23 protein-coding genes and 1 pseudogene are annotated in these 20,163 nt (G+C 65.9%); 10 read left to right on the top strand and 14 right to left on the bottom strand.

All coding sequences use genetic code 11. From position 1 onward, the window contains the following. Positions 1 to 132: pseudogene (locus tag DWA33_RS25805) on the top strand (IS110 family transposase); the annotation flags it as partial. Positions 133 to 206: 74 nt separating this feature from the next. On the opposite strand, the gene DWA33_RS23170 reads toward DWA33_RS25805, so the two are convergent. The 3 genes from DWA33_RS23170 to DWA33_RS23160 all read right to left on the bottom strand — a co-directional run bounded on the left by DWA33_RS23170 (position 207) and on the right by DWA33_RS23160 (position 3,593). Further along, positions 207 to 1,898, bottom strand: coding sequence for a methyl-accepting chemotaxis protein (locus DWA33_RS23170; RefSeq protein WP_114360855.1), 1,692 nt, complete (start codon positions 1,896 to 1,898; stop codon positions 207 to 209). Between the two features lie 602 nt (positions 1,899 to 2,500). Then, a complete protein-coding gene (gene leuD / locus DWA33_RS23165) occupies positions 2,501 to 3,106 on the bottom strand; it encodes a 3-isopropylmalate dehydratase small subunit (protein ID WP_114360854.1) in 606 nt (201 codons plus the stop codon). An 85-nt stretch (positions 3,107 to 3,191) separates the two neighbouring features. Next, positions 3,192 to 3,593 (bottom strand): metallopeptidase family protein, encoded by a 402-nt coding sequence (locus tag DWA33_RS23160; RefSeq protein ID WP_114360853.1) that lies wholly within the window; start codon positions 3,591 to 3,593, stop codon positions 3,192 to 3,194. A gap of 104 nt (positions 3,594 to 3,697) precedes the next feature. Between DWA33_RS23160 and DWA33_RS23155 the strand changes: the two genes are divergently transcribed. From DWA33_RS23155 to DWA33_RS23145, 3 genes are all read left to right on the top strand, one after another. Next, positions 3,698 to 4,042 carry a hypothetical protein gene (locus DWA33_RS23155; RefSeq protein WP_114360852.1) on the top strand — a complete coding sequence of 115 codons (345 nt, stop codon included), beginning with the start codon at positions 3,698 to 3,700 and terminating at the stop codon, positions 4,040 to 4,042. Positions 4,043 to 4,265: 223 nt separating this feature from the next. Then, positions 4,266 to 4,550, top strand: coding sequence for a hypothetical protein (locus DWA33_RS23150; RefSeq protein WP_114360851.1), 285 nt, complete (start codon positions 4,266 to 4,268; stop codon positions 4,548 to 4,550). A 112-nt stretch (positions 4,551 to 4,662) separates the two neighbouring features. Beyond that, positions 4,663 to 4,974 (top strand): hypothetical protein, encoded by a 312-nt coding sequence (locus DWA33_RS23145; protein ID WP_114360850.1) that lies wholly within the window; start codon positions 4,663 to 4,665, stop codon positions 4,972 to 4,974. A gap of 157 nt (positions 4,975 to 5,131) precedes the next feature. On the opposite strand, the gene leuC is transcribed toward DWA33_RS23145, so the two are convergent. From leuC to ffh, 6 genes are all read right to left on the bottom strand, one after another. Further along, a complete protein-coding gene (gene leuC, locus DWA33_RS23140) occupies positions 5,132 to 6,541 on the bottom strand; it encodes a 3-isopropylmalate dehydratase large subunit (protein ID WP_013500233.1) in 1,410 nt (469 codons plus the stop codon). 309 nt (positions 6,542 to 6,850) lie between these two features. Continuing rightward, a complete protein-coding gene (rplS, locus tag DWA33_RS23135; RefSeq protein ID WP_107346377.1) occupies positions 6,851 to 7,240 on the bottom strand; it encodes a 50S ribosomal protein L19 in 390 nt (129 codons plus the stop codon). Positions 7,241 to 7,353: 113 nt separating this feature from the next. Beyond that, positions 7,354 to 8,100, bottom strand: coding sequence for a tRNA (guanosine(37)-N1)-methyltransferase TrmD (trmD, locus tag DWA33_RS23130; RefSeq protein ID WP_114360849.1), 747 nt, complete (start codon positions 8,098 to 8,100; stop codon positions 7,354 to 7,356). A gap of 142 nt (positions 8,101 to 8,242) precedes the next feature. Then, complete coding sequence (gene rimM, locus DWA33_RS23125; protein ID WP_114360848.1) at positions 8,243 to 8,773, bottom strand: ribosome maturation factor RimM; 531 nt, start codon at positions 8,771 to 8,773, stop codon at positions 8,243 to 8,245. 12 nt (positions 8,774 to 8,785) lie between these two features. Continuing rightward, entirely contained in the window at positions 8,786 to 9,106 is a 321-nt protein-coding gene (gene rpsP / locus DWA33_RS23120; protein WP_110786956.1) for a 30S ribosomal protein S16, read from the bottom strand. Positions 9,107 to 9,275: 169 nt separating this feature from the next. Continuing rightward, a complete protein-coding gene (gene ffh / locus DWA33_RS23115; protein ID WP_114360847.1) occupies positions 9,276 to 10,826 on the bottom strand; it encodes a signal recognition particle protein in 1,551 nt (516 codons plus the stop codon). Between the two features lie 265 nt (positions 10,827 to 11,091). On the opposite strand from ffh, the gene DWA33_RS23110 reads away from it, so the two are divergent. The 3 genes from DWA33_RS23110 to DWA33_RS23100 are packed head-to-tail and all read left to right on the top strand — an operon-like array spanning position 11,092 to position 12,808. Beyond that, complete coding sequence (locus DWA33_RS23110) at positions 11,092 to 11,337, top strand: type II toxin-antitoxin system Phd/YefM family antitoxin (protein WP_114360846.1); 246 nt, start codon at positions 11,092 to 11,094, stop codon at positions 11,335 to 11,337. After that, positions 11,338 to 11,742: a type II toxin-antitoxin system VapC family toxin gene (locus tag DWA33_RS23105; RefSeq protein ID WP_114360845.1), complete on the top strand. Its 405-nt coding sequence runs from the start codon at positions 11,338 to 11,340 to the stop codon at positions 11,740 to 11,742. Positions 11,743 to 11,746: 4 nt separating this feature from the next. Further along, the gene (locus tag DWA33_RS23100; RefSeq protein WP_114360844.1) at positions 11,747 to 12,808 is read left to right on the top strand and encodes an MBL fold metallo-hydrolase; all 1,062 of its coding nucleotides are present in this window, start codon (positions 11,747 to 11,749) and stop codon (positions 12,806 to 12,808) included. A 9-nt stretch (positions 12,809 to 12,817) separates the two neighbouring features. Here the strand turns inward: DWA33_RS23100 and DWA33_RS23095 are convergent, their stop codons facing one another. After that, the gene (locus tag DWA33_RS23095) at positions 12,818 to 13,516 is read right to left on the bottom strand and encodes an SIMPL domain-containing protein (protein WP_114360843.1); all 699 of its coding nucleotides are present in this window, start codon (positions 13,514 to 13,516) and stop codon (positions 12,818 to 12,820) included. Further along, a complete protein-coding gene (locus DWA33_RS23090) occupies positions 13,513 to 14,307 on the bottom strand; it encodes a GyrI-like domain-containing protein (protein ID WP_114360842.1) in 795 nt (264 codons plus the stop codon). The genes DWA33_RS23095 and DWA33_RS23090 overlap by 4 nt, the downstream gene beginning before the upstream one ends. A gap of 236 nt (positions 14,308 to 14,543) precedes the next feature. Here DWA33_RS23090 and dapF point away from each other — a divergent pair, with 236 nt between their 5' ends. Beyond that, positions 14,544 to 15,425, top strand: a complete 882-nt coding sequence (gene dapF / locus DWA33_RS23085) for a diaminopimelate epimerase (protein WP_114360841.1) — start codon at positions 14,544 to 14,546, stop codon at positions 15,423 to 15,425. Then, on the top strand, positions 15,425 to 16,699 hold the full coding sequence (gene mtaB, locus DWA33_RS23080; RefSeq protein WP_114360840.1) for a tRNA (N(6)-L-threonylcarbamoyladenosine(37)-C(2))-methylthiotransferase MtaB: 1,275 nt from the start codon (positions 15,425 to 15,427) through the stop codon (positions 16,697 to 16,699). The genes dapF and mtaB overlap by 1 nt, the downstream gene beginning before the upstream one ends. 1 nt (position 16,700) lies before the next feature. Here mtaB and DWA33_RS23075 read toward each other — a convergent pair whose 3' ends face one another. Beyond that, on the bottom strand, positions 16,701 to 16,985 hold the full coding sequence (locus tag DWA33_RS23075) for a PilZ domain-containing protein (protein WP_114360839.1): 285 nt from the start codon (positions 16,983 to 16,985) through the stop codon (positions 16,701 to 16,703). 42 nt (positions 16,986 to 17,027) lie between these two features. Beyond that, positions 17,028 to 18,143, bottom strand: coding sequence for a DUF2336 domain-containing protein (locus tag DWA33_RS23070; RefSeq protein WP_167443269.1), 1,116 nt, complete (start codon positions 18,141 to 18,143; stop codon positions 17,028 to 17,030). 286 nt (positions 18,144 to 18,429) lie between these two features. Here DWA33_RS23070 and DWA33_RS23065 point away from each other — a divergent pair, with 286 nt between their 5' ends. Then, the gene (locus tag DWA33_RS23065; protein ID WP_114360837.1) at positions 18,430 to 19,371 is read left to right on the top strand and encodes an AraC family transcriptional regulator; all 942 of its coding nucleotides are present in this window, start codon (positions 18,430 to 18,432) and stop codon (positions 19,369 to 19,371) included. A gap of 91 nt (positions 19,372 to 19,462) precedes the next feature. On the opposite strand, the gene DWA33_RS23060 is transcribed toward DWA33_RS23065, so the two are convergent. Continuing rightward, positions 19,463 to 20,137 (bottom strand): class I SAM-dependent methyltransferase, encoded by a 675-nt coding sequence (locus DWA33_RS23060; RefSeq protein WP_114360836.1) that lies wholly within the window; start codon positions 20,135 to 20,137, stop codon positions 19,463 to 19,465. Between the last annotated feature and the right edge of the window lie 26 nt (positions 20,138 to 20,163).

Genomic DNA, 20,163 nt, shown 5'->3' with positions numbered 1-20,163 from the left:
TACAACGCCCTTCGCCTGCAAGGAAAACCCGGAAAGGTCGCGCTCATCGCAATCGCCCGAAAACTGCTCGTCACAGCCAACGCACTCGTCAAAGCAGACACGCCATATCAAGGTAAGACCCTTGACACATGAGACAGTCGCCGGGTGCGCCGCTGCGCGGCGCCCGGGAATGACGGAACCTTGGGCTGCTCGAAGCGCGTCCCTCGTCAGGCCGCCCGTACTGACGCCAGGAAATTGCCGACCTCGGCCCTGAGGCGGCTGCTTTCGCTCGACAGCGATTGGGCCGCCGACAGCACCTGCACCGAAGCCGCGCCGGTCTCGCGAGCGCCCGCCTCGACCCGTGCGATATCGGCGTCGACCCGCGAGGTGCCATGGGCGGCGTGCTGGATATTGACGGCGATATCCTTGGTGGCCATGCCCTGCTCTTCGACCGCCGAGGCGATGCTCGACGAGATCTCCGACATCTGGCCGATGATCGCGCAGATCTCCTTGATCGCCTCGACCGACTCGCCGGTCGCCGCCTGAATGCCGGTGATCTGCTGGCCGATTTCGCCGGTCGCCTTGCCGGTCTGTTCGGCCAGCGCCTTGACCTCTGCCGCCACCACGGCGAAGCCGCGCCCGGCTTCGCCGGCCCGCGCCGCTTCGATCGTCGCGTTGAGCGCGAGCAGGTTGGTTTGCCCAGCGATGGTGCTGATCAATTCGACGACGTCGCCGATCCTGGCGGCGGCGGCGGACAATTCGCCGACCCGTTCGTTGGTGCGCCGCGCCTGATCGGCCGCTTCGGTCGCGACATTGGCGGAGGTCTGCACCTGCCGGCCGATCTCGTTCACCGAAGCGGTCAGCTCCTCACTGGCGGACGCGACCGACCGCACGCCGGCGGAGGCCTCCTGCGACGATCCGGCGACGTCGGCCGTGAGCTCGAGCGAACGCGCCGCGGTCGCGGACAGTGAATGCGCCGCCGCCTCCAGTTCGTTCGCGGCTGCCGACACCGTCTTGATGATCTCGCCGACCGCGTCTTCGAAGCCGTCGGCGAGCCGCGCCATGTCGGCCTTGCGCTGCGCGGCGGCGACGTGTTCCTGCCGGCTCCTCTCGGCGGCCTCCTGGTTCGCCTTGTGCTCGGCGTTGGTCTTGATCGCGGTGATCGCCTTGGCCATGCCGCCGATCTCGTCGCTGCGGCCGGCCCCAGGGATCACCACATCGAGCATGCCGGCAGCCATCGCCTGCATGGCGGCGGTGAGGCGCACCAGGGGCCGCACCATGCCGACCGCCAAACCGGCGACCCCGACCGCGATCAGCAGCGCCGCGAAGCCGGACAGAATCCACACGATGGTCGAGTAGTTTCCGACCTGCCTTGCGGCCTCGGCTTCCAGCCCGGCGTTTGCGGTTTGGGCGCGCTTAACGATGTCGTCGATGATGGCGCGGTGATCTGCATAAATCGAATCCAGCTTGGTGTATGCGGCTTCCGCCGCTGTCTCGTCGCCGGCACTCAGGGCCGGGATCAGCTCCTGTTCGGCCACGGCCCAGAATCTCTGAACGGCGGCGTCCGAGTCGACGGTGAGCCGCGCTTTCAGGGCGGGCTCGAGCGCAGAGCTTGTCCAAAATTTTCGCCGGTCGAGATAATCGCGGCGAAGCTGCTCCAGCTTTGCGGCATGCGTGCGCCACTCTGACGGCCGGCGTAGCGCCAGCGTCGCTTCGAGATACGCTTCGATCACGTAGGCCGGCGGCGGCAGGATGTCGGCGACCAGATCGCTGCCCAGCTTGATCTGCGAATACAGCGGTCCGCCGACCCGCAATTGATTGAGCGCCATGAAGTTGGTAGTCAGCATCGCCGTGAGGCATACCAAAACAACCACGGCGAAAGTGGCGATCATCGATGTGATCGAGAGACGGATTTTCATGACGGGAGACTCGGATAAATCAGCTCCGGTCCGATTAGTTCCGCGGATTTAAGACGACGTTACGCAGCGCGGAAATCGAAACCAGACTATCGTCGTCAGCCGATGCAGGAACGACATGTTTCTTTAGTTGATGAGCGCACAAACGGGCGCTCGGCACAACTAACTGGCCGTTATCAGATCAGCATCACACGTATGAATCGCGGCGCGCCGCTGCGTAGTTCGCTCGATAGGCGAAAGACGCTCAACCCATCGCACTCCGCATACGTCGGTCCGCGTAGCACGCCATCCATTGCGACGATGCGAGGTTCCCGTCCATACGACCATCGTGGCACGCGGTCCGGTCGATTTCGTGCGGTAGGTGGCATCGTCGTTGCAGACGGCCTGCACGAACGCTGCATCGTCCGCGCACGACCGCGTTGCTCGCACCGGCGCCTTCGCCGATTCGAGATCAGGAAACGCAAATCTGTCGATCGAAAAAAATGCCCGGCGCAACGCCGGGCATGTCGGTGGTGATAACAGCGGCTGACCACGACCAATCTCGAGAGTCAGCGGTCAATCCGGCGCTCCCCTGCTCTGCCTGCTCAGGCGGGGAGAAGATAGCGTCACGCCCAGGCGCGTTCCTTGGCGGCCTTGGCCTCGTAGGCGTCGATCGACGGCTTCTTTTCCAGCGTCAGCCCGATGTCGTCGAGGCCGTTGATCAGGCAGTGCTTGCGGAACGGGTCGATCTCGAACTTGATCGCGCCGCCGTCCGGGCCGCGGATTTCCTGCGCCGGCAGGTCGATCGTCATCGTGGCGTTGGCGCCGCGCTCGGCGTCGTCGAACAGTTTGTCGAGATCGGCCTGCGACACCCGGATCGGCAGCACGCCGTTCTTGAAGCAGTTGTTGTAGAAGATGTCGCCGAACGAGGTCGAAATCACGCAGCGGATGCCGAAATCGAGCAGCGCCCAGGGGGCGTGCTCGCGGCTCGAACCGCAGCCGAAATTGTCGCCGGCGACCAGTATCTTGGCGCCGCGATAGGCCGGCTTGTTGAGGATGAAATCCGGGTTCTCGCTGCCGTCGTCGTTGTAGCGCTGCTCCGAGAACAGGCCCTTGCCGAGACCAGTCCGCTTGATGGTCTTCAGGTACTGCTTGGGAATGATCATGTCGGTGTCGACATTGATGATCTTCAGCGGCGCCGCGACGCCTTCCAGCGTGGTGAACTTGTCCATCGTCAGGTCTCCGGGATTTGAACACAGGTCATAACGCCCCGTCGCGGGCGGTCAAGCGTCCGATACGGTATGCGGCCCGGTGCCATCAGCCCTCGGCCCTGGCCTCGATCGCTTCCATATCGTCGTCCGACAGGCCGAAATGGTGGCCGATCTCGTGCACCAGGACGTGTCGGACGATGTCGCCCAGGCTGTCGTCGTGCTCGGCCCAGTAGTCGAGGATCGGCCGGCGGTACAGCCAGATCATGTTGGGCATCGGCGCGACGTCCTGGCTGGTGCGCTGCGGCAGGCCGATTCCCTGGAACAGGCCGAGCAGATCGAATTCGCTCTGTGCCCCGAGGTCGTCCAGGACATCGTCGGTCGGGAAGTCGTCGACCCGGATGACGACGTCCTCGCACAGCGCGCGGAACTCGTCCGGCAGCCTGGCGAACATCTCGTGCGCCATCTGTTCCAGTTCGGCCAGCGACGGCGCTTTGGCGGTGATCCACATGGTCGGCCGTTGTACGCGATCGGACGGGGGCGGCAAGCGGCTTGCGGTTGACGACGGCGCCGCGATCGGGGACTTTGCCGCGGGGCTTTGAAGGGGCGGATGGCATGGACCAGCGCGGCAAGGGGCGGATCACGATCGCAGCGGCAACGCTGGGACTGGGGCTGGCGGTCTGCCTGCCGGCGACCGTACCGGCTCAGGCCGAGCAGGCGATGGCGGCCACCGAGCGCACAGCGGCCGATCGCCTCACCGACATCTCGTCACAGGAGCGGCCTCGCCGGGCGCCACGGCGGCTGCCGATCTATCCGCGTGACAACGGCGACGGCGTGATCCCGCGCTACGATCCCGGCCCCAACGCGGTGCGCGACTGCACCGCGACCTATGTGCAGGAATATCGCCCGAGCGGCACCGTGATCGTACCGCGGATGAACTGCTTCTGGCGACGCGGCTGAGCGCGAGACGCATCCGACCGACACCCGCCGCTTGGTACGTCGCAAATCGAGTCAAAGCCGTCGCGGCCGGAACTTCACCCGGCGGTCGTGCATTGCTGCGGCGCGGAGGCGCATTCACTCCGCATTCACGTCGTGCCCTTCAGCCTGATCGTCAGGGGGTAATGCCGAGCGGCACGCCGACCGCCACGCGGGAACACGCGCGCCGCCAACAAGGAGTTCTGGTATGAAGATCTTGAAATTGTCCGGACTGGCTGTGATCGCAGGTTTGTTGCTGATCGCGGCACCCGGCGATCGCGCGCAGGCCGCGCCGCTGGCAAGCCCGGGCATCGCCACCACGGTGCAGCGCGAGGTGATTCCGCAGGCCACCGAGGTGCAGTATCGCCACCGCCGGCACTATCACCGCCATCACCATCACCGCTGGCAACGCCACCATCACGTGCGCCGCCACTATCACCACCGGCACCACCACCGTCACTACCGTCACCATCATCACCGCCACTGGCGCTGATACGGTTCGGTTACCAACGGGCCCGCAAATGCGGGCCCGTTTTCGTCCGGACGGTTGCAATTCGGCGCGCGACGCCGACATCATGGGAAAGCCACAGCCTACGGAGGTGACGATGCGTGCATGGATCGGAGCGGCCATCCTGGCGATTGCGCTCGGCGCCGCCGGCCCTGCCGGCGCGGCTTCGGCGCTCCCCGCCCCGGCGCCCGGGGTCTCCGCCCCGCAGGCGACCGACGTCAGCGCCCGGCAGCGCAAGCAGCACGCCAAGCAGCGCCATGTCCGGCGTCACCCGGCGCCGCGCCGCACTTATGTCTACGCGCCGCGCCGCGCTTACGACTACAACGCACAGCCACATTGGTATCGGCCCGATCCGGTGGCGCCGTTCTTCCCGTTCGGCTACGGCTGGGGCCTCGGGCCGTCGTGGTAAGCCTGGGAGCGCGTTCTGATCGCTCCTTTGGCCATCGCACCTGCAATTCCTGAGCTCGACGCGATCCGCAAAGCAGAACAGGCGCCCCGAGGGACGCCTGTTCGCTGTTTGTCGAACGAAGCTTGGTGAAGTCCGGCCGCGAACCAGCTCGCCGTCGTCAGTGCCAGTCGCGGATGTCGACGAAGTGGCCGGCGATCGCGGCGGCGGCGGCCATTGCCGGCGACACCAGATGGGTGCGGCCCTTGAAGCCCTGACGGCCCTCGAAGTTGCGGTTCGAGGTCGAGGCGCAGCGCTCTTCCGGCGCCAGCTTGTCGGGGTTCATCGCCAGGCACATCGAGCAGCCCGGCTCGCGCCATTCGAAGCCGGCCTTGATGAAGATCTTATCGAGCCCTTCGGCCTCGGCCTGTTCCTTCACCAGGCCGGAGCCCGGCACGATGATGGCGTTGACGTTGGCGTTGACGGTCTTGCCCTCGGCGACCTTCGCCGCGGCGCGCAGGTCCTCGATGCGGCCGTTGGTGCAGGAGCCGATGAACATCCGGTCGATCTTGATATCGGTGATCTTGGTGCCCGGGGTCAGGCCCATATAGGCCAGGGCGCGCTCCTTGGAGAGCCGCTTGGCCTCGTCGGCGATATCGGCCGGGTTCGGCACGCGGCCGGTGACCGAGATCACGTCCTCAGGGCTGGTGCCCCAGGTGACGATCGGCGGCAGCGCGGCGGCGTCGAGCTTCAGCTCGTGATCGAAATGCGCGCCGTCGTCGGAGCGCAGCGTGTCCCAATAGCGCAGCGCCGCGTCCCAGGCGTCGCCCTTCGGCGCCAGCGGACGTCCCTTCAGGAACTCGTAGGCCCGCTCGTCCGGCGCGATCAGGCCGGCGCGGGCGCCGCCTTCGATCGACATGTTGCAGACCGTCATGCGGCCTTCCATCGACAGCGACCGGATCGCGTCGCCGGCGTATTCCAGCACGTAGCCGGTGCCGCCCGCGGTGCCGATCTCGCCGATGATCGCCAGGATCACGTCCTTGGCGGTGACGCCGTCCGGCAATTGGCCGTCGACCGTCACCCGCATGTTCTTGGCCTTCTTCTGGATCAGCGTCTGGGTCGCCAGCACATGCTCGACCTCCGAGGTGCCGATGCCGTGCGCCAGCGCGCCGAACGCCCCATGGGTCGAGGTGTGGCTGTCACCGCAGACGATGGTGGTGCCGGGCAGCGTGAAGCCCTGCTCCGGGCCGATGACGTGGACCACGCCCTGACGCTTGTCGAACTCGTTGTAGTAGGTGATGCCGAAGTCGCGGGCGTTCTCGGCCAGCGCGGCGATCTGCTCGGCGCTTTCCGGATCCGGATTGGGCTTGGAGCGGTCGGTGGTCGGCACGTTGTGATCGACCACCGCCAGCGTCTTCTCCGGCGCGTGCACCTTGCGGCCGGCGGTGCGCAGACCTTCGAACGCCTGCGGCGAAGTGACTTCGTGCACCAGATGGCGGTCGATATACAGCAGGCAGGTGCCGTCTTCGGCCTCGTGCACCAGATGGTCGTTCCAGATCTTGTCGTACAGCGTGGTGGGCTTGGCGGACATGGGATTGGTCCTTCGAAAGGATCTCTGAATTGTCGAAGTGAGCAGGATCGCGCGGCGCATCGGCGCCGTCGTCAGATCAGCTGATCAGCGCGGCCGTGGTCAGCCGGCCGAAGAACCGCCACGGCAGGCGGCTGCGGTCGTCGAGCACAATCTTCGAGGCGCGGCGGCGATTTGGAAACATTCCACCCATATAGCACGTCGCGGCAGGGCCACAACGCTTCGCCGAGCAGACAGGCGCACAGCGCAGGCGCAACAAAAAAGCGCGACCCGAAGGCCGCGCTTTCGAAAAACCAAATCTCGAAGTGCCGATTACTCGGCGGCAGCGGCCGCGACGGTGCGGTCCTGCTTCTTCTCGACGATGCGGGCCGACTTGCCGCGCAGGTTGCGCAGGTAATACAGCTTGGCGCGACGCACCTTGCCGCGGCGCACAACCTTGATCGAGTCGATCATCGGCGACAGCAGCGGGAACACGCGCTCGACGCCCTCGCCATAAGAAATCTTACGGACGGTGAAGCTCTCGTTGATGCCGCCGCCCGAGCGGCCGATACAGACGCCTTCATAGGCCTGCACGCGCGAGCGCTCGCCTTCGACGACCTTGACGTTGACGATCACGGTATCACCGGGACCGAACTCCGGAATCGTCTTGCCGGCCGACAGCTTGTCGAACTGCTCTTTTTCGAGCGTCTGAATCAGGTTCATCGATAATTCTCCATCGGCGGCGCGCCCGACCATCCCGGCGCGGGCTGCGCAAAGATCCATTGTCCTGCCATTGCACGGATTTGGCGGTGCTATACGGCAATCCTGGGGGTTTGTCACCCGTCCGTCTTGTTTTTTGGCGTTTTTTGCGATTCGCCCTTTGCCCGAATGGTTTGCGCCGGCCTAGCGGCCCACAAATCCGGCCGCCGGGCTTCTGTCAGGGCCTCGGCTTCGCCCAGCCGCCACGCCGCGACCTTTCCGTGATCGCCCGACAGCAGCACCTCGGGGATCGGCCGGCCTTCGAACGTCTGCGGCCTTGTGTATTGCGGATATTCTAACAGACCGGCCGAAAAGCTTTCGTCGGTCGAAGATTCCAGCTTGCCCATCACCCCCGGGAGCAGCCGGACGCAGGCGTCGATCAGCGCCATCGCGGCGATCTCGCCGCCCGACAGCACGTAGTCGCCGATCGAGACCTCCTCGAGCCCCCGCGCGTCGATCACCCGCTGGTCGATGCCCTCGAACCGGCCGCAGACGATCAGCGGCCCAGGGCCGGCCGCCAGCTCGGCGACCCGACTTTGCGTCAACGGCCGACCGCGCGGGCTCATCACCAGGCGCGGCCGGTCCGCAGCCGCATCCACGGCGTCGATCGCGGCAGCCAGCACGTCGGCGCGCAGCACCATGCCGGGGCCACCGCCCGCCGGGGTGTCGTCGACGCTACGGTGTCGGTCAGTGGCCGAGTCCCGGATGTCGCGCGCCTCCAGGCCCCACAGCCCGGACGCCAGCGCGCGCCCCGCCAGGCTGACGCCGAGCGGGCCGGGAAACATCTCCGGAAACAGGGTGAGGACAGTGGCGCGCCAGGTCATGCAGAGCCTGCAAAAGGTGAGGCGTCATGCGCGGGCTTGACCCGCGCATCCATCATCTTCGCGAGACGATGGATCGCCGGGTCAAGCCCGGCGATGACCACAGAGAGTGTAGCAGCGTTCGTCCGGACCGATCGACGAGCCTTCACGCCTCCGGATGGTTCGGCGTATCGCCTTCGATCTCGTTCGGCGGTTCGATCACCACCTGGCCGCTGGCGAGGTCGACGGTCGGCACCACCGCGTTGGTGAACGGCAGCAGCAGCGTCGGCCCGGACGGCGGCGCGATTTCGATGATGTCGCCGGCACCGAAATTATGGATCGCCACCACCTTGCCGAGCGCGTCGCCCGCGGTGGTCACGGCGGCCAGCCCGATCAGGTCGGCGTGGTAGTACTCATCGTCCTCGGTCGGCGGCAGCTTGTCGCGCGCGACATAGAGCTCGACGCCGTTGAGCCGTTCGGCCTCATCACGCGTGGTGACGCCCTTCAGCGTCACCACCAGATGGCTCTTGGCCTCGCGCGCCGATGCGATCTCGAACTGGCGCGCGCCGTCCTTGGTCACAAGCGGACCGTAGTCGGTCACGGCGAACGGATCGGCAGTGAAGCTCCACAGCCGCACCGCACCGCGCACGCCGTGCGGCGCGCCGATCCGGGCGACACAGATGAGCCCGGATGGCATCAACCGCCCCGCTTACTTGCCGTCGGCGGCCTTGCGCTCCTTGCGCGGCACCGCCTTCTCCGGGTTATTGCGGGCTTCGCGCTTGCGGACACCGGCGGTGTCGAGGAAGCGGGCGACGCGGTCCGACGGCTGCGCGCCCTTGGCCAGCCAATCCTTGACCTTGTCGAGGTCGAGCTTGATGCGGGCTTCGTTGTCCTTGGCCATCAGCGGGTTGAAGTAGCCGAGACGCTCGATGAAGCGGCCGTCGCGCGGGAAGCGCGAGTCGGCGACGACGACGTGATAGAACGGGCGCTTCTTGGTACCAGCGCGCGCGAGGCGGATGACGACGGACATGTTAGCTCCTTAGGTGGGGTTCGTGTGTGTTGGTATTTCTAAACTTATCAGCCCGTCATTCCGGGGCGCGCGTAGCGCGAACCCGGAATCCCGAGGTGTTGTGGGGAGGAGATTCCGGGTTCGCCGCTGCGCGGCGCCCCGGAATGACCGAGAGGGAGAGCAAGGCAGCTCATTTCTTCTTCCCGAATCCCGGGAAGCCGCCGAGGCCGGGCAGCGTCGGCTTGCCGGACAGGCCGGTGAGGCCGGGCAGATTGGGCATTCCGCCGCGCAGCGAGGCCGGCAGGTCCTTCGGCAGTTCCGGCAGGCCTTCGGGCATCTCGCCGCTCTTCATCTTGTCCTGCATCGCCTTGATCTCGTCCGGCGACGGCATGCCGCCACCGAAGCCCATCGCCTTGGCGAGGCCGGCCATCGGACCGCCCTTGCCGCGGCTGACGGCCTTCATCATGTCGGCCATGTTGCGGTGCATTTTCAGCAGCTTGTTGACGTCCTCGACCTTGATGCCGGCGCCGGCGGCGATGCGCTTCTTGCGGCTGGCCTTGAGGATGTCGGGGTTCTTGCGCTCCTCGCGGGTCATCGAATCGATGATCGCGACCTGGCGCTTGAGGACACGATCGTCGATGCCGGAGGCGGCGATCTGGTTCTTCATCTTGGAGATGCCGGGCATCAGCCCCATCAACCCGCCGATGCCGCCCATCTTGGTCATCTGCAGCAGCTGATCGCGCAGGTCCGTCAGGTCGAACTTGCCCTTGCGCATCTTCTCGGCGACGGCGGCGGCCTTTTCGGCATCCAGCGTCGCAGCGGCTTTCTCGACCAGCGAGACGATGTCGCCCATGCCGAGGATGCGGCTGGCGATCCGGTCGGGATGGAAGTCTTCCAGCGCATCGGTCTTTTCGCCGGTGCCCATCAGCTTGATCGGCTTGCCGGTGACGGCGCGCATCGACAGCGCCGCACCGCCGCGGCCGTCGCCGTCGATACGGGTCAGCACGATGCCGGTGAGGCCGACGCGCTGATCGAACGCGCGGGCGAGATTGACGGCGTCCTGACCGGTCAGGCTGTCGGCGACCAGCAGCACTTCGTGCGGGTTGGCGGCGGCTTTGATCTCGGCCGCCTCGGTCATCATCTCTTCGTCGAGCGTGGTGCGGCCGGCGGTGTCGAGCAGCACGACGTCGTAGCCGCCGAGCTTGCCGGCTTCCATCGCGCGCCGGGCGATATCCGGCGGCTGCTGACCGGCGACGATCGGCAGCGTGTCGATCGAAAGATCGCGGCCGAGCACCGCGAGCTGCTCCATCGCGGCCGGGCGATAGACGTCGAGCGACGCCATCAGCACCTTGCGCTTGTCCCGCTCGGTGAGGCGGCGCGCCAGCTTGGCGGTGGTCGTGGTCTTACCCGAGCCCTGCAGACCGACCATCATGATCGGTACCGGCGGCACGGCGTTGAGATCGATCGACTGCCCTTCCGACCCCAGCGTGGCGATCAGCTCGTCATTGACGATCTTGACCACCATCTGGCCGGGCTTGACCGACTTGACGACGGTGGCGCCGATCGCCTGCTCGCGAACCCGCTCGGTGAACGAGCGCACCACTTCGAGCGCGACGTCGGCTTCCAGCAGCGCGCGGCGGATTTCACGCATCGCCGCATCGACATCGGCCTCGCTGAGCGCACCGCGCCCGGTCAGCCGATCGAGAATGCCACCCAGCTTTTCCGACAGATTGTCGAACATCGGCCCAATTCCAGCGACGGCCTTCCGGCGAAAGGCCTACAAAACCAAACACTTATGGCGCCCGAGGGCGCATCGCGCTGTCGGACGTTGACCTCCGGCCTCCAGGACCGGTCGGCGGATCGAAAAGAGCACTTTTCGAGATTTCGCGCGCATCTAGACGCGACATCGTCGTGAAGTCAAGAAATCCGACTGTTTGGCGCCCTGGCGGGACTCCCGACCACGCAGAAAATCGCTATATTTCGGCAAGTTAACCAGGTCCAAGGTCATGAAGCACGTCAGTCTGGCAGATGCGCGGGCCAACATTGCGAAACTGCTCGATGAGGTCGAGCGCGGCGAAACGGTGACGATCAGCCGTGATGGGGTGCATGCGCGGGACGTCGCGGCACCGGCCCAGGAGCGTTCCGCGGATGTTGTGCAGGCCATCGAAGAGCTCAAGCAGCTCCGCAAGGCAAACGGACCTGCGACGGTCGAGGAGATTCTGTCCTGGCGCGACGAGGGGCGGCGGTTCTGAATGGCATTCGTGTTGGATGCTTCGACTGCCGTCGCCTGGTGTTTCGACGAACACCACCCCGCTGCCGATCGAACCCTTGAGCTCGCTAAAGTCAGCGAGCCGCGAGCTCCTGCGATCTTGTGGTTCGAGCTCCGCAATGCGGCCCTGATGGGGATTCGGCGAGGTCGGATGAAAGCGGAAGCCGCCGACGGAGTGCTTGCCCGGATCGAACGCATTCTCATCGCGATAGCGCCACTGCCGCCCGCGGCAGACCCGATCTTCGCCTTGGCCCAGCGCCACCGCCTGACCTTCTACGACGCCGCCTATCTCGAACTGGCGCAGCGCGAGCGGATCGGGCTTGCGACGCTCGACGCGGCATTGGTCCGGGCGGCGACCGCAGAAGGCGTTGCCCTGGTCGGCGCATGAGCGAATGAACGCGATCACACGCCGCCGCCTGCTGGCGACTGCTGCCGGCCTTGCCACCACGGCCGGGCTTTCCTCCCTCTGGATCTCCCGCATGACCTATTACCAAGGCCCGGTCACCGATCACTTCGATGGCACGCGGTTTTTCGATCCCGACGGCGCGCCGCCGAAGAGCTTCCTCGACGTGCTGCGCTGGCGGTTCAGCCACAAGCCGGCGCAATGGCCGGACTGGGCGCCGAGCCCGTTCGCCGACACCCCGCCGCCGCGCGTCGATGGCGCAAGCGCGCGGCTCGCTTACATCGGCCACGCCAGCTGGCTGCTCCAGACCGGCGGGCTCAACATCCTGATCGATCCGGTGTGGTCGGAGCGGGTGTCGCCGGTCAGTTTCGCCGGGCCGAAGCGGCACAACGATCCGGGCATCGCCTTCGAGAAACTGCCGAAGATCGACGTGGTGCTGGTATCGCACGGCCATTACGATCATCTCGACCTCGCAACGCTGTCGCGGCTCGCCGCCGCGCATGCGCCGCGGGTGATCACGCCGCTCGGCAATGATCTGACCATGACGGCGCACGACGGCGCGATCCGTCCCGAAGCTTACGACTGGAGCGACCGCGTCGAACTCAATGACCGCGTCGCGGTGACGCTGGTCCCGACCCGGCACTGGACCGCGCGCGGCCTGTTCGACCGCAACCGCACGCTGTGGGCGAGCTTCGTGATCGAAACCCCGGCGGGCAGGATCTACGTGGTGTGCGATTCCGGCTATGGCGACGGCCGGCACTTCCGCCGCGTCCGCGACGCGCATGCGCCGCTGAAGCTGGCGATCCTACCGATCGGCGCCTACGAGCCGCGCTGGTTCATGCAGGATCAGCACATGAACCCGGCCGATGCGGTGAAGGCGCTGGCCGATTGCGGCGCCGAGCGAGCGCTCGCCAATCACCACGGCACCTTCCAGCTCACCGACGAGGCGATCGACGCCCCCGAGCAGGCGCTGTATGCGGCGCTCGACGCCGGCGGCGTGCCGCGCGAGCGGTTTCCGGCGCTGAAGCCAGGGCAGGTGTTCGAGCTGTGAGCACCGTGCTTACTGCGCCTTGATGGCCCAGTTCACCGTCACCGACACGTTCAGTGTCTGCTCGCCCGGCGCGACCTGAGCACCGGCGGCAAAGTCGGCCGCCATTTTGCGCATCGGCATCACACCAGGGGCGGAATCTTCCGCGATCGACAGCGGCGCCCCGAGCGTGAGACCTGCCGCGCGGGCGTAGATCTCGGCCTTGCGGCGGGCATCGGCGACCGCTTCGGTGCGCGCTTCGTCGAGCAGCTTCGAGGCATCGCTGACCATGAAGCTGATGCCGCGAACCTCATTGGCGCCGGCCACCATCAGCCGATCGAGAATGCCCGCCACCGCGGCGATGTCGCGGACCCGCACCGACACGATGTTCTTGGCCACGTAGCCGGTGATCTCGCTGGGCCCCGGCCGGTCGGCATATTGCGGCTGCAGCGATATTTGCGAGGTCTGAATGTCCTTGGCGTCGACGCCGGCGTTCTTCAACTCCAGCAGCACCTTGCCCATCGCCAGATTGGTGGCTTCCGCCGCCGCGCGGGCGGATTTGGCGAAGTTCGACACCCCGGCCTCGATCCGGGCGGTGTCGGGCGCGACCGACTTCTGAGCTTCGCCGTGCACGACGATGCCGGGCGGCGGCGCATCCTGGGCGCGGGCCGGGAGCGCAACGAGCAGGCAGCAGGCGGCGATGGCGGTGGTGAGAGGGCTGAGCTTGTTCATTTCATCGGCACATAAACGTTGATCACCAGCTTGTCTTCGGCGGTCTTCAGCGGGTCGGTGACGTACTCCTCGATGAAGGTATCCTTGGCCTCGAGCTTCTTCTCGTCGAGGAAATTGGTGATCGCCTCGTAGGTATTGTCCATGTTGTCGTAAGAGCCGCGGTGAACGAATTTCAGCGCCTTGCCGTCGGGCGATTTGCCGATGCTCATCGACTTGCCGAGGTTCTTCGGCTCCTGCGGCACCGGCACTTCGGCCTGGAAGGTGAAGCCGGCGTCGTCGGTCGAGGTGTAGACGATCATCGGGTTGCCGTTCGGCGCGATCCCCTGCTTGTCGAGCAGCGCGGTCAGTGACTTGAACGCGTCCATCAGGCTGTCGAAAGCGTTGTCCCAGTTCGCCTTGCCCTTCAGGATCACCACCGTCTTCGGCTCCAGCGTGCTCTCTTCGCCGAACGGATCGGCGGTCTGCACCGGCGCCGGAGCGGCCGGCGCCGCCGGGGTCTGGGTCGCCGACGGAGCCGGGGGCGTGGTGGGAGCCGGCGTCGCGGCCGGCGTTTCGCTCGCGGCCGGCGGCGTGACTGGGGCAGGGGTGGCAGGCGCCGGCGCGGCCTGAGCCGGGGCCGGCTGTACCGGTGGTGTCTGGGCCTGCGCCGGTGCTGCGGCCGGCGGCTTGTCCTTGGCGTCCTTGCCGGCGTCGGGGGCGGTCTGGGCCGATGCGCCGGCGATGCCGAGCGTCAGCACCAGCGCCGGCATCAGCCCGACGCGCGCAAGACCAAACAGGCAGGGGCGTTCCATTCCATCTCTCCCAAGGCCACCGCGAACGTCGCCCGACCTTCCCGCGTGGCGCAGCATCGGAGTTCGCGCGAGTCACCGAGTCGAGCGGCTTCTCATAACATCCGATCCGCGATTTCGTCCCGTCCCGGGGAGCCATGCGATGGCGGTGTGGCTTCCCTGTGGCCGTGCGCCGGTGTGGGCGGCAGACTGGCCAAACCGGGCGGGGTTCGCCATATAGGCGCGGCGAGGACGAGAGCATGAGCGCGCTGGACAACCGCCTGTTCGCCAAGATGAACGGCATCGGCAACGAGATCGTGGTGGTCGACCTGCGCGATCAGCCGGCGCCTGTGACGCCTGCCGATGCGCGGGCAGTGGCGGCGCATGTCCCCTACGATCAGTTGATGCTGCTGCAGCCGGCCCGGCTGCCCGGCACCGAAGCCTTCGTCCGGATCTACAACAATGACGGCTCCGAATCCGGCGCCTGCGGTAACGGCATGCGCTGCGTCGCGCGGCAGATGTTCGCCGGTACAGACAAGAGCGGCTTGACCTTCGAGACCCGCGCCGGGCTGCTCAACTGCTGGCGCGGCCCGGCCGACGGTCTCTACACTGTCGACATGGGCGAGCCGAAGTTCGGCTGGCAGGACATCCCGCTCGCCGAAGAGTTTCGCGACACCCGCGGCATCGAGTTGCAGATCGGGCCGATCGACGCGCCGATCCTGCACACGCCGTCGGTGGTCAGCATGGGCAATCCGCACGCCGTGTTCTGGGTCGACGACATCGAGGCCTATGATCTCGGCCGGTTCGGGCCGCTGCTCGAAAACCATCCGGTGTTTCCCGAGCGCGCCAACATCACGCTCGCCCATATCGTCGATCGTCAGCACATCACGATGCGGACCTGGGAGCGCGGCGCCGGCCTGACCAAGGCGTGCGGCTCGGCAGCCTGCGCCACCGCGGTCTCGGCGGCACGGCTGAAGCGCACCGAGCGGACGGTCGAGATGACGCTGCCGGGCGGCCGACTGACCATCGCATGGCGCGACAGCGATAACCATGTGCTGATGACCGGCGGCGCCGAGTTCGAGTTCGAGGGCCGGTTCGATCCGGCGCTGTTCGCCGTCGCACGCGCTTCGACCACCGCGTAATGGCCGTCGAGGTCGTCACTTTCGGCTGCCGCCTCAACGCGTTCGAGTCCGAGCTGATCCGGCGCGAGGCGGAAGGCGCCGGGCTCACTGACACCATCGTGGTCAACAGCTGCGCGGTGACCAATGAGGCGGTGGCGCAGGCGCGACAGCAGATCCGCAAGCTGAAGCGCGCGCGCCCCGAGGTCCGAATCATCGTGACCGGCTGCGCGGCTCAGACCGAACCGGCGACATTCGCCGCGATGGCCGAAGTCGACCGCGTCATCGGCAACGACGACAAGACCCGCGGCGACGCCTGGCACGCCGCCAAGGACGCGCTCGACGCACTACCTAGCTTCGGGCTCGACACCGAGCAGAAGATCGCAGTCGCCGACATCATGGCGGTGCGCGACATGGCGCCGCATCTGGTCGACGGTTACCAGAGCGGACTGCCGCGGGTGTTCGTACAGGTGCAGAACGGCTGCGACCATCGCTGCACCTTCTGCATCATCCCGTATGGCCGCGGGAATTCCCGCTCGGTGCCGGTCGGCGCGGTGGTCGAGCAGGTGCGGCGGCTGGCCGAGCGTGGCCATGCCGAGATCGTCCTGACCGGCGTCGACCTCACCAGCTACGGCCCCGACCTGCCGGGCGCGCCGAAGCTCGGCAGCCTGATCAAGAAGGTGTTGCGCCACGTCCCCGAGCTGCAGCGGCTGCGGATCTCCTCGATCGACTCGATCGAAGCCGATCGCGACCTGCTCGACGCGCTGGCAACCGAGGAGCGGCTGATGCCTCATCTGCATCTGTCGCTGCAGGCCGGCGACGATCTGATCCTGAAGCGGATGAAGCGCCGGCACGCCCGCGCCGATGCGATCGCATTCTGTGAGGAGGTACGGCGGCTGCGGCCGGACATCGCGTTCGGCGCCGATCTGATCGCCGGCTTCCCGACCGAGACCGACGACATGTTTCAGCGCTCGCTCGACCTCGTCGAGGACTGCGGCCTGACCTTTCTGCACGTCTTTCCCTATTCGCCACGGCCCGGCACCCCAGCGGCGCGGATGCCGCAACTCGACGGCCGGGTCATTCGCGAGCGCGCCGCGCGGTTGCGTGCGGCCGGCGAAGCCGCGCTGCGGCGACGGCTGGCCGCGGAGGTTGGGACGACGCGCTCGGTGCTGATCGAGAGCCCGACGCAGGGCCGCACCGAGCACTTCCTCCCGGTCGCGATCGGCGACGAGACGCCCGGCACGGTGCGGCGGCTGACGATGGCCGGGCACGACGGCGCAAGGCTTGCAGTCTATTAGATCAACGGGCCGTTTCCTTGATGAAACGCGCCGCGATCCGGCCGGCCTCGATCCGCACCACCGCACAGAGCCGGCTGGCCATGCGCTTCGGCCTGAACTCCAGCAGAAAGGTTCTGAGGTCCAGCCCCTGGAGCGAGCCGGTGCAGCTCAGCAGAACTCCGGACTCGGAGATATCCAAAAGCCTGCCCTCGCGTCGCCATACACCGTCGACACTGACGATGCAGACATCGATGCCGTCGGCGTGTTGAAATTGCACACGTTTTGCCTTGCGCTTGTCCCAGCTCATTGCGGCCTCCTCCCAGTACCGATCGCAGCGGTTTCCAGGCTGTTACGAGGCGCTCGCCTGAGTGCTTTCCCGCACTTTCCAGAACCTGAGCATCCGCTGTGCGCTGGCTTTCGACAGTTTCGCAAACTCCTGCCCGATCTGGTCGAGCTCGGGTGTCGAGAGTGGGGCTCCCGAAAACCGCATCTGCAGGATCGCGCTGACCGTCTCCCACCGGAAGTCGGCGGCGCGGCACGGCACCAGCAGGCCGTCGCAGCGCGGGCTCTGCATCAGCGGTTTGAGGATGTCGATCGGAGTGGATGCCAGCAGCGACAGCGCTGCAACCGTTTCCTCGTATTGGCGAGCCTTTGCGAACCGCAGCAGATCCTTTTCCTGCAGTTCGCCTTTTTCCTTGAGAAGTTCGACGAACCTGCGGGCAGCGGCGTAATCACGCGGCTGTGAGGCCTCGTGGCCCACGGCCTGCACCACGGAATTCAGAACATGCTGGACCTCGTTGCGAACTTTTTCCGGCATCACCGCCAGCAGCCGCTCGCGGACCGCTTCTTTCGCCTTCAACAACAGATCGCGTAGCAGCTTGATCGGGATATCGATGCGCCGGCCGGCTTTTTCGGCAAGGAGCTCATCGTGTTCGGCGGCTTTGGCGAGCACGGTGAAACCGGCCGCCGAAATCGACGACGTCTCATTGCTCAGCAGCCGGTGGTAGACCTCCATGTTTCCTCGCGCCACCAGTACATCCGTCACCGGGTGGGTCAGTGTCGGGCGGCCGGAAATCGCGATCAAATGAGCCTGCCCCTTGGTCCTAGCGATGTCCACCAGATCGCTTGTCGTCAATCGCGCCGATTCCTCGAGCACCGGTCCAGCGACTTCGATATCGTCGCTTCTCGCCAGGCTTCTGATCGTTTCGAGGGGCGCGTTGTCGATAGGGGCCAGCCGAACGCTCAGCTCGGCCAGAGCGCGCGTTTCGATCTTTCTGATCAGATGACCAAGGACTTGGTCGAAAACGGCGATCTGATCTTCATTGAATCTGTTGCTGTCGCTCAGGAAGAGGTCCGTGATGCGACGTAAAGTCTCGAGACGGCGCTCTGCCGAACCAGTCTGAATCGCGCATTCGAGTTCGTCGAGCAACGAGCCTTGGGTTGCCGTCGCCGTGGAATCGGACACTTGAAATATCCTCCCAACTGATCGCTCCGCCCGACTGCACCAAAGCATCGCTTATTTCCGTGGCGTGGTGATACGCAGTCGACGCGTCCTGCAATCTTTCAAACGCGAGTTAGACGGACATTAACGAGCGGTAAAATCGATATCGAAAATCTGCAACGACCTGGACATTACGAGAGATCAGCCCTCAAATACTCATCTGCTATTAGTTCGTTTGAAAATGCCGAGCGCGTAGGCGACATGCCCGCGTCTTAAGCAAGCGGCTTTTCAGGTTTTGCTTTGAATTGAGATGAAAACCACGCTGTCATTGGCCCCATCGGCCGCGCTGCGGATATTTCATTTCGACGATATCGACCTGTATCGATCGGGTGCGGCAGCACTGCAGTTTGAATTGACGCCGCTCGTCAGAAAGATCTCGGCTCGGCAGTTCATGTTGACCATGCCGGGTTGTGACATGTTGGTGGAGTGCTCGTTTCCCCGCCTGACCGGCGGGATGCTGAAGCCGGGCCGGACGGTCATCGGTTTCTCGATGACCGACGAAACTGGGGGCCTGTTCAACGGCATCGATCTCAAGGTTTCGACACTCGTCCTCGGACACAGCGGCGCCGGTTACGTGGCCTATGAGAATAGGCCCCATTGCTTCGCGCGGGTAGCGTTCGAGCCGGAGGTCCGCGACCGCGGATGGCCGGCCGCAGAGAACGGCTTTGCTCAGTTCTTCATGTCGCAGCCTGCCCATGAAAGACTTCGCTGTCTGGTAGTGGAGATCATGACTCTCGCCTCGCATTCCCCTGACGACCTGCAAAAGCCGGAGGTCGCACAAGGCGCCAAGGAATCGTTGCTCGCAGCGGCGGACGAGGCGTTCGCGAATTCGGCCGTCGCGCCGGGCGCGCGATCATCGCATGCCGAGCGTTTTCTCGGCATCATCAAGAGTATCGACGAGATCATCTCCGCAAACCCGGCGAACCCGATCTATAGCGGCGAGCTGGCGAACGCCCTCGGCGTTTCCGTGCGGACCCTCCATACCGCGGTGCTGCAATATCGCGGCATGAGCCTGCATCGTTACCTCAAGCTCAAACGGCTTTGGCAGGTCAGGCAAAGGTTGCTGATTGGCAACATCAGCGTCAAGGCCTGCGCGCTGGCGTACGGCTTCTGGCATCTGAGCGATTTCTCGCGAAGCTACCGGACCCTCTTTGGAGAGCTGCCATCCGAGACCCTTGCGCTGGCGCATTAGCCGGATAGGTCGAGCCGATCCGCCAAAGCCAGCAGCCGGCCGGGCGACCTGCCGACTCGGCGTGTCGCCGGGCCAGATCCCGGCCGGCTGTTCAGGGGCGCGATGGCTTCAGCGTCCAAACGCCGGTGTGTTTGATTTCGGAATCTTCCAATTCGCGCGTCACCGGCACGCCGTAGCTCGCAAGCTGCACGAGCTGGTCCTTCGGCAGATAGTACCGCCCGGGATCACCGATCAGCACGCGCGCGCCCTGCGCGGCACGGCCGTGCAGGAAGTCGAAGGCGAGGCCGGCGATATCCTGCTGATAGAAGATGTCGCCGGCGAGCACGGTTTGCGCCGGCAGTGGATGCGGCCCGGCGAGCAGATCGTCGCCGCAGACCTCGATCGCGACGCCATTCGCTGTTGCGTTGACCAGAATCGCCTCGCGCGCAAAGCCGTCGATATCGAACGCGGTGACCTTGTGCGCACCGGCCTTCATCGCCGCGATCGCCACCAGCCCGGAGCCGGAGGCGAGGTCGATCACCTGTTTGCCGGCGACGTCCTCCGGGTGATCCAGCACGTAGCGCGCCAGCGCCTGTCCACCGGCCCAGGCGAACGCCCAGAACGGCGGCGGCAACCCGGCCTCGCCGAGTTCTTCCTCGGTCTTGCTCCACAGCGGCAGCGCCTCGTCGGCGACGTGCAGCACAACCTCCGGCACCAGCGGCACCGCGCGCAGCCGGGTGTTGGCCTGGATGAAGCCGATCGGATCGGCGATGGCGGAGCTGCTCATCGCGCGGTGATGGGCGAGTGGCGGAG

This window comes from Rhodopseudomonas pentothenatexigens (genome assembly GCF_900218015.1).
Taxonomy (GTDB): domain Bacteria; phylum Pseudomonadota; class Alphaproteobacteria; order Rhizobiales; family Xanthobacteraceae; genus Rhodopseudomonas; species Rhodopseudomonas pentothenatexigens.
Note: the sequence above shows the minus strand (reverse complement) of the source record. Positions and strands in the feature narration are given on the sequence as shown.

Coding starts and splice junctions, on each gene's coding strand:
- ffh (WP_114360847.1), bottom strand. CDS start 10,826: ATGTTCGACAATCTGTCGGAAAAGCTGGGTGGCATTCTCGATCGGCTG.
- DWA33_RS23110 (WP_114360846.1), top strand. CDS start 11,092: ATGAAGCACGTCAGTCTGGCAGATGCGCGGGCCAACATTGCGAAACTG.
- trmD (WP_114360849.1), bottom strand. CDS start 8,100: ATGACCTGGCGCGCCACTGTCCTCACCCTGTTTCCGGAGATGTTTCCC.
- DWA33_RS23060 (WP_114360836.1), bottom strand. CDS start 20,137: ATGAGCAGCTCCGCCATCGCCGATCCGATCGGCTTCATCCAGGCCAAC.
- rpsP (WP_110786956.1), bottom strand. CDS start 9,106: ATGTCCGTCGTCATCCGCCTCGCGCGCGCTGGTACCAAGAAGCGCCCG.
- DWA33_RS23090 (WP_114360842.1), bottom strand. CDS start 14,307: ATGGAACGCCCCTGCCTGTTTGGTCTTGCGCGCGTCGGGCTGATGCCG.
- leuD (WP_114360854.1), bottom strand. CDS start 3,106: ATGGACAAGTTCACCACGCTGGAAGGCGTCGCGGCGCCGCTGAAGATC.
- DWA33_RS23155 (WP_114360852.1), top strand. CDS start 3,698: ATGGACCAGCGCGGCAAGGGGCGGATCACGATCGCAGCGGCAACGCTG.
- DWA33_RS23160 (WP_114360853.1), bottom strand. CDS start 3,593: ATGTGGATCACCGCCAAAGCGCCGTCGCTGGCCGAACTGGAACAGATG.
- dapF (WP_114360841.1), top strand. CDS start 14,544: ATGAGCGCGCTGGACAACCGCCTGTTCGCCAAGATGAACGGCATCGGC.
- rimM (WP_114360848.1), bottom strand. CDS start 8,773: ATGCCATCCGGGCTCATCTGTGTCGCCCGGATCGGCGCGCCGCACGGC.
- DWA33_RS23100 (WP_114360844.1), top strand. CDS start 11,747: ATGAACGCGATCACACGCCGCCGCCTGCTGGCGACTGCTGCCGGCCTT.
- rplS (WP_107346377.1), bottom strand. CDS start 7,240: ATGAACCTGATTCAGACGCTCGAAAAAGAGCAGTTCGACAAGCTGTCG.
- leuC (WP_013500233.1), bottom strand. CDS start 6,541: ATGTCCGCCAAGCCCACCACGCTGTACGACAAGATCTGGAACGACCAT.
- DWA33_RS23065 (WP_114360837.1), top strand. CDS start 18,430: ATGAAAACCACGCTGTCATTGGCCCCATCGGCCGCGCTGCGGATATTT.
- DWA33_RS23075 (WP_114360839.1), bottom strand. CDS start 16,985: ATGAGCTGGGACAAGCGCAAGGCAAAACGTGTGCAATTTCAACACGCC.
- DWA33_RS23145 (WP_114360850.1), top strand. CDS start 4,663: ATGCGTGCATGGATCGGAGCGGCCATCCTGGCGATTGCGCTCGGCGCC.
- DWA33_RS23095 (WP_114360843.1), bottom strand. CDS start 13,516: ATGAACAAGCTCAGCCCTCTCACCACCGCCATCGCCGCCTGCTGCCTG.
- DWA33_RS23150 (WP_114360851.1), top strand. CDS start 4,266: ATGAAGATCTTGAAATTGTCCGGACTGGCTGTGATCGCAGGTTTGTTG.
- DWA33_RS23105 (WP_114360845.1), top strand. CDS start 11,338: ATGGCATTCGTGTTGGATGCTTCGACTGCCGTCGCCTGGTGTTTCGAC.
- DWA33_RS23170 (WP_114360855.1), bottom strand. CDS start 1,898: ATGAAAATCCGTCTCTCGATCACATCGATGATCGCCACTTTCGCCGTG.
- mtaB (WP_114360840.1), top strand. CDS start 15,425: ATGGCCGTCGAGGTCGTCACTTTCGGCTGCCGCCTCAACGCGTTCGAG.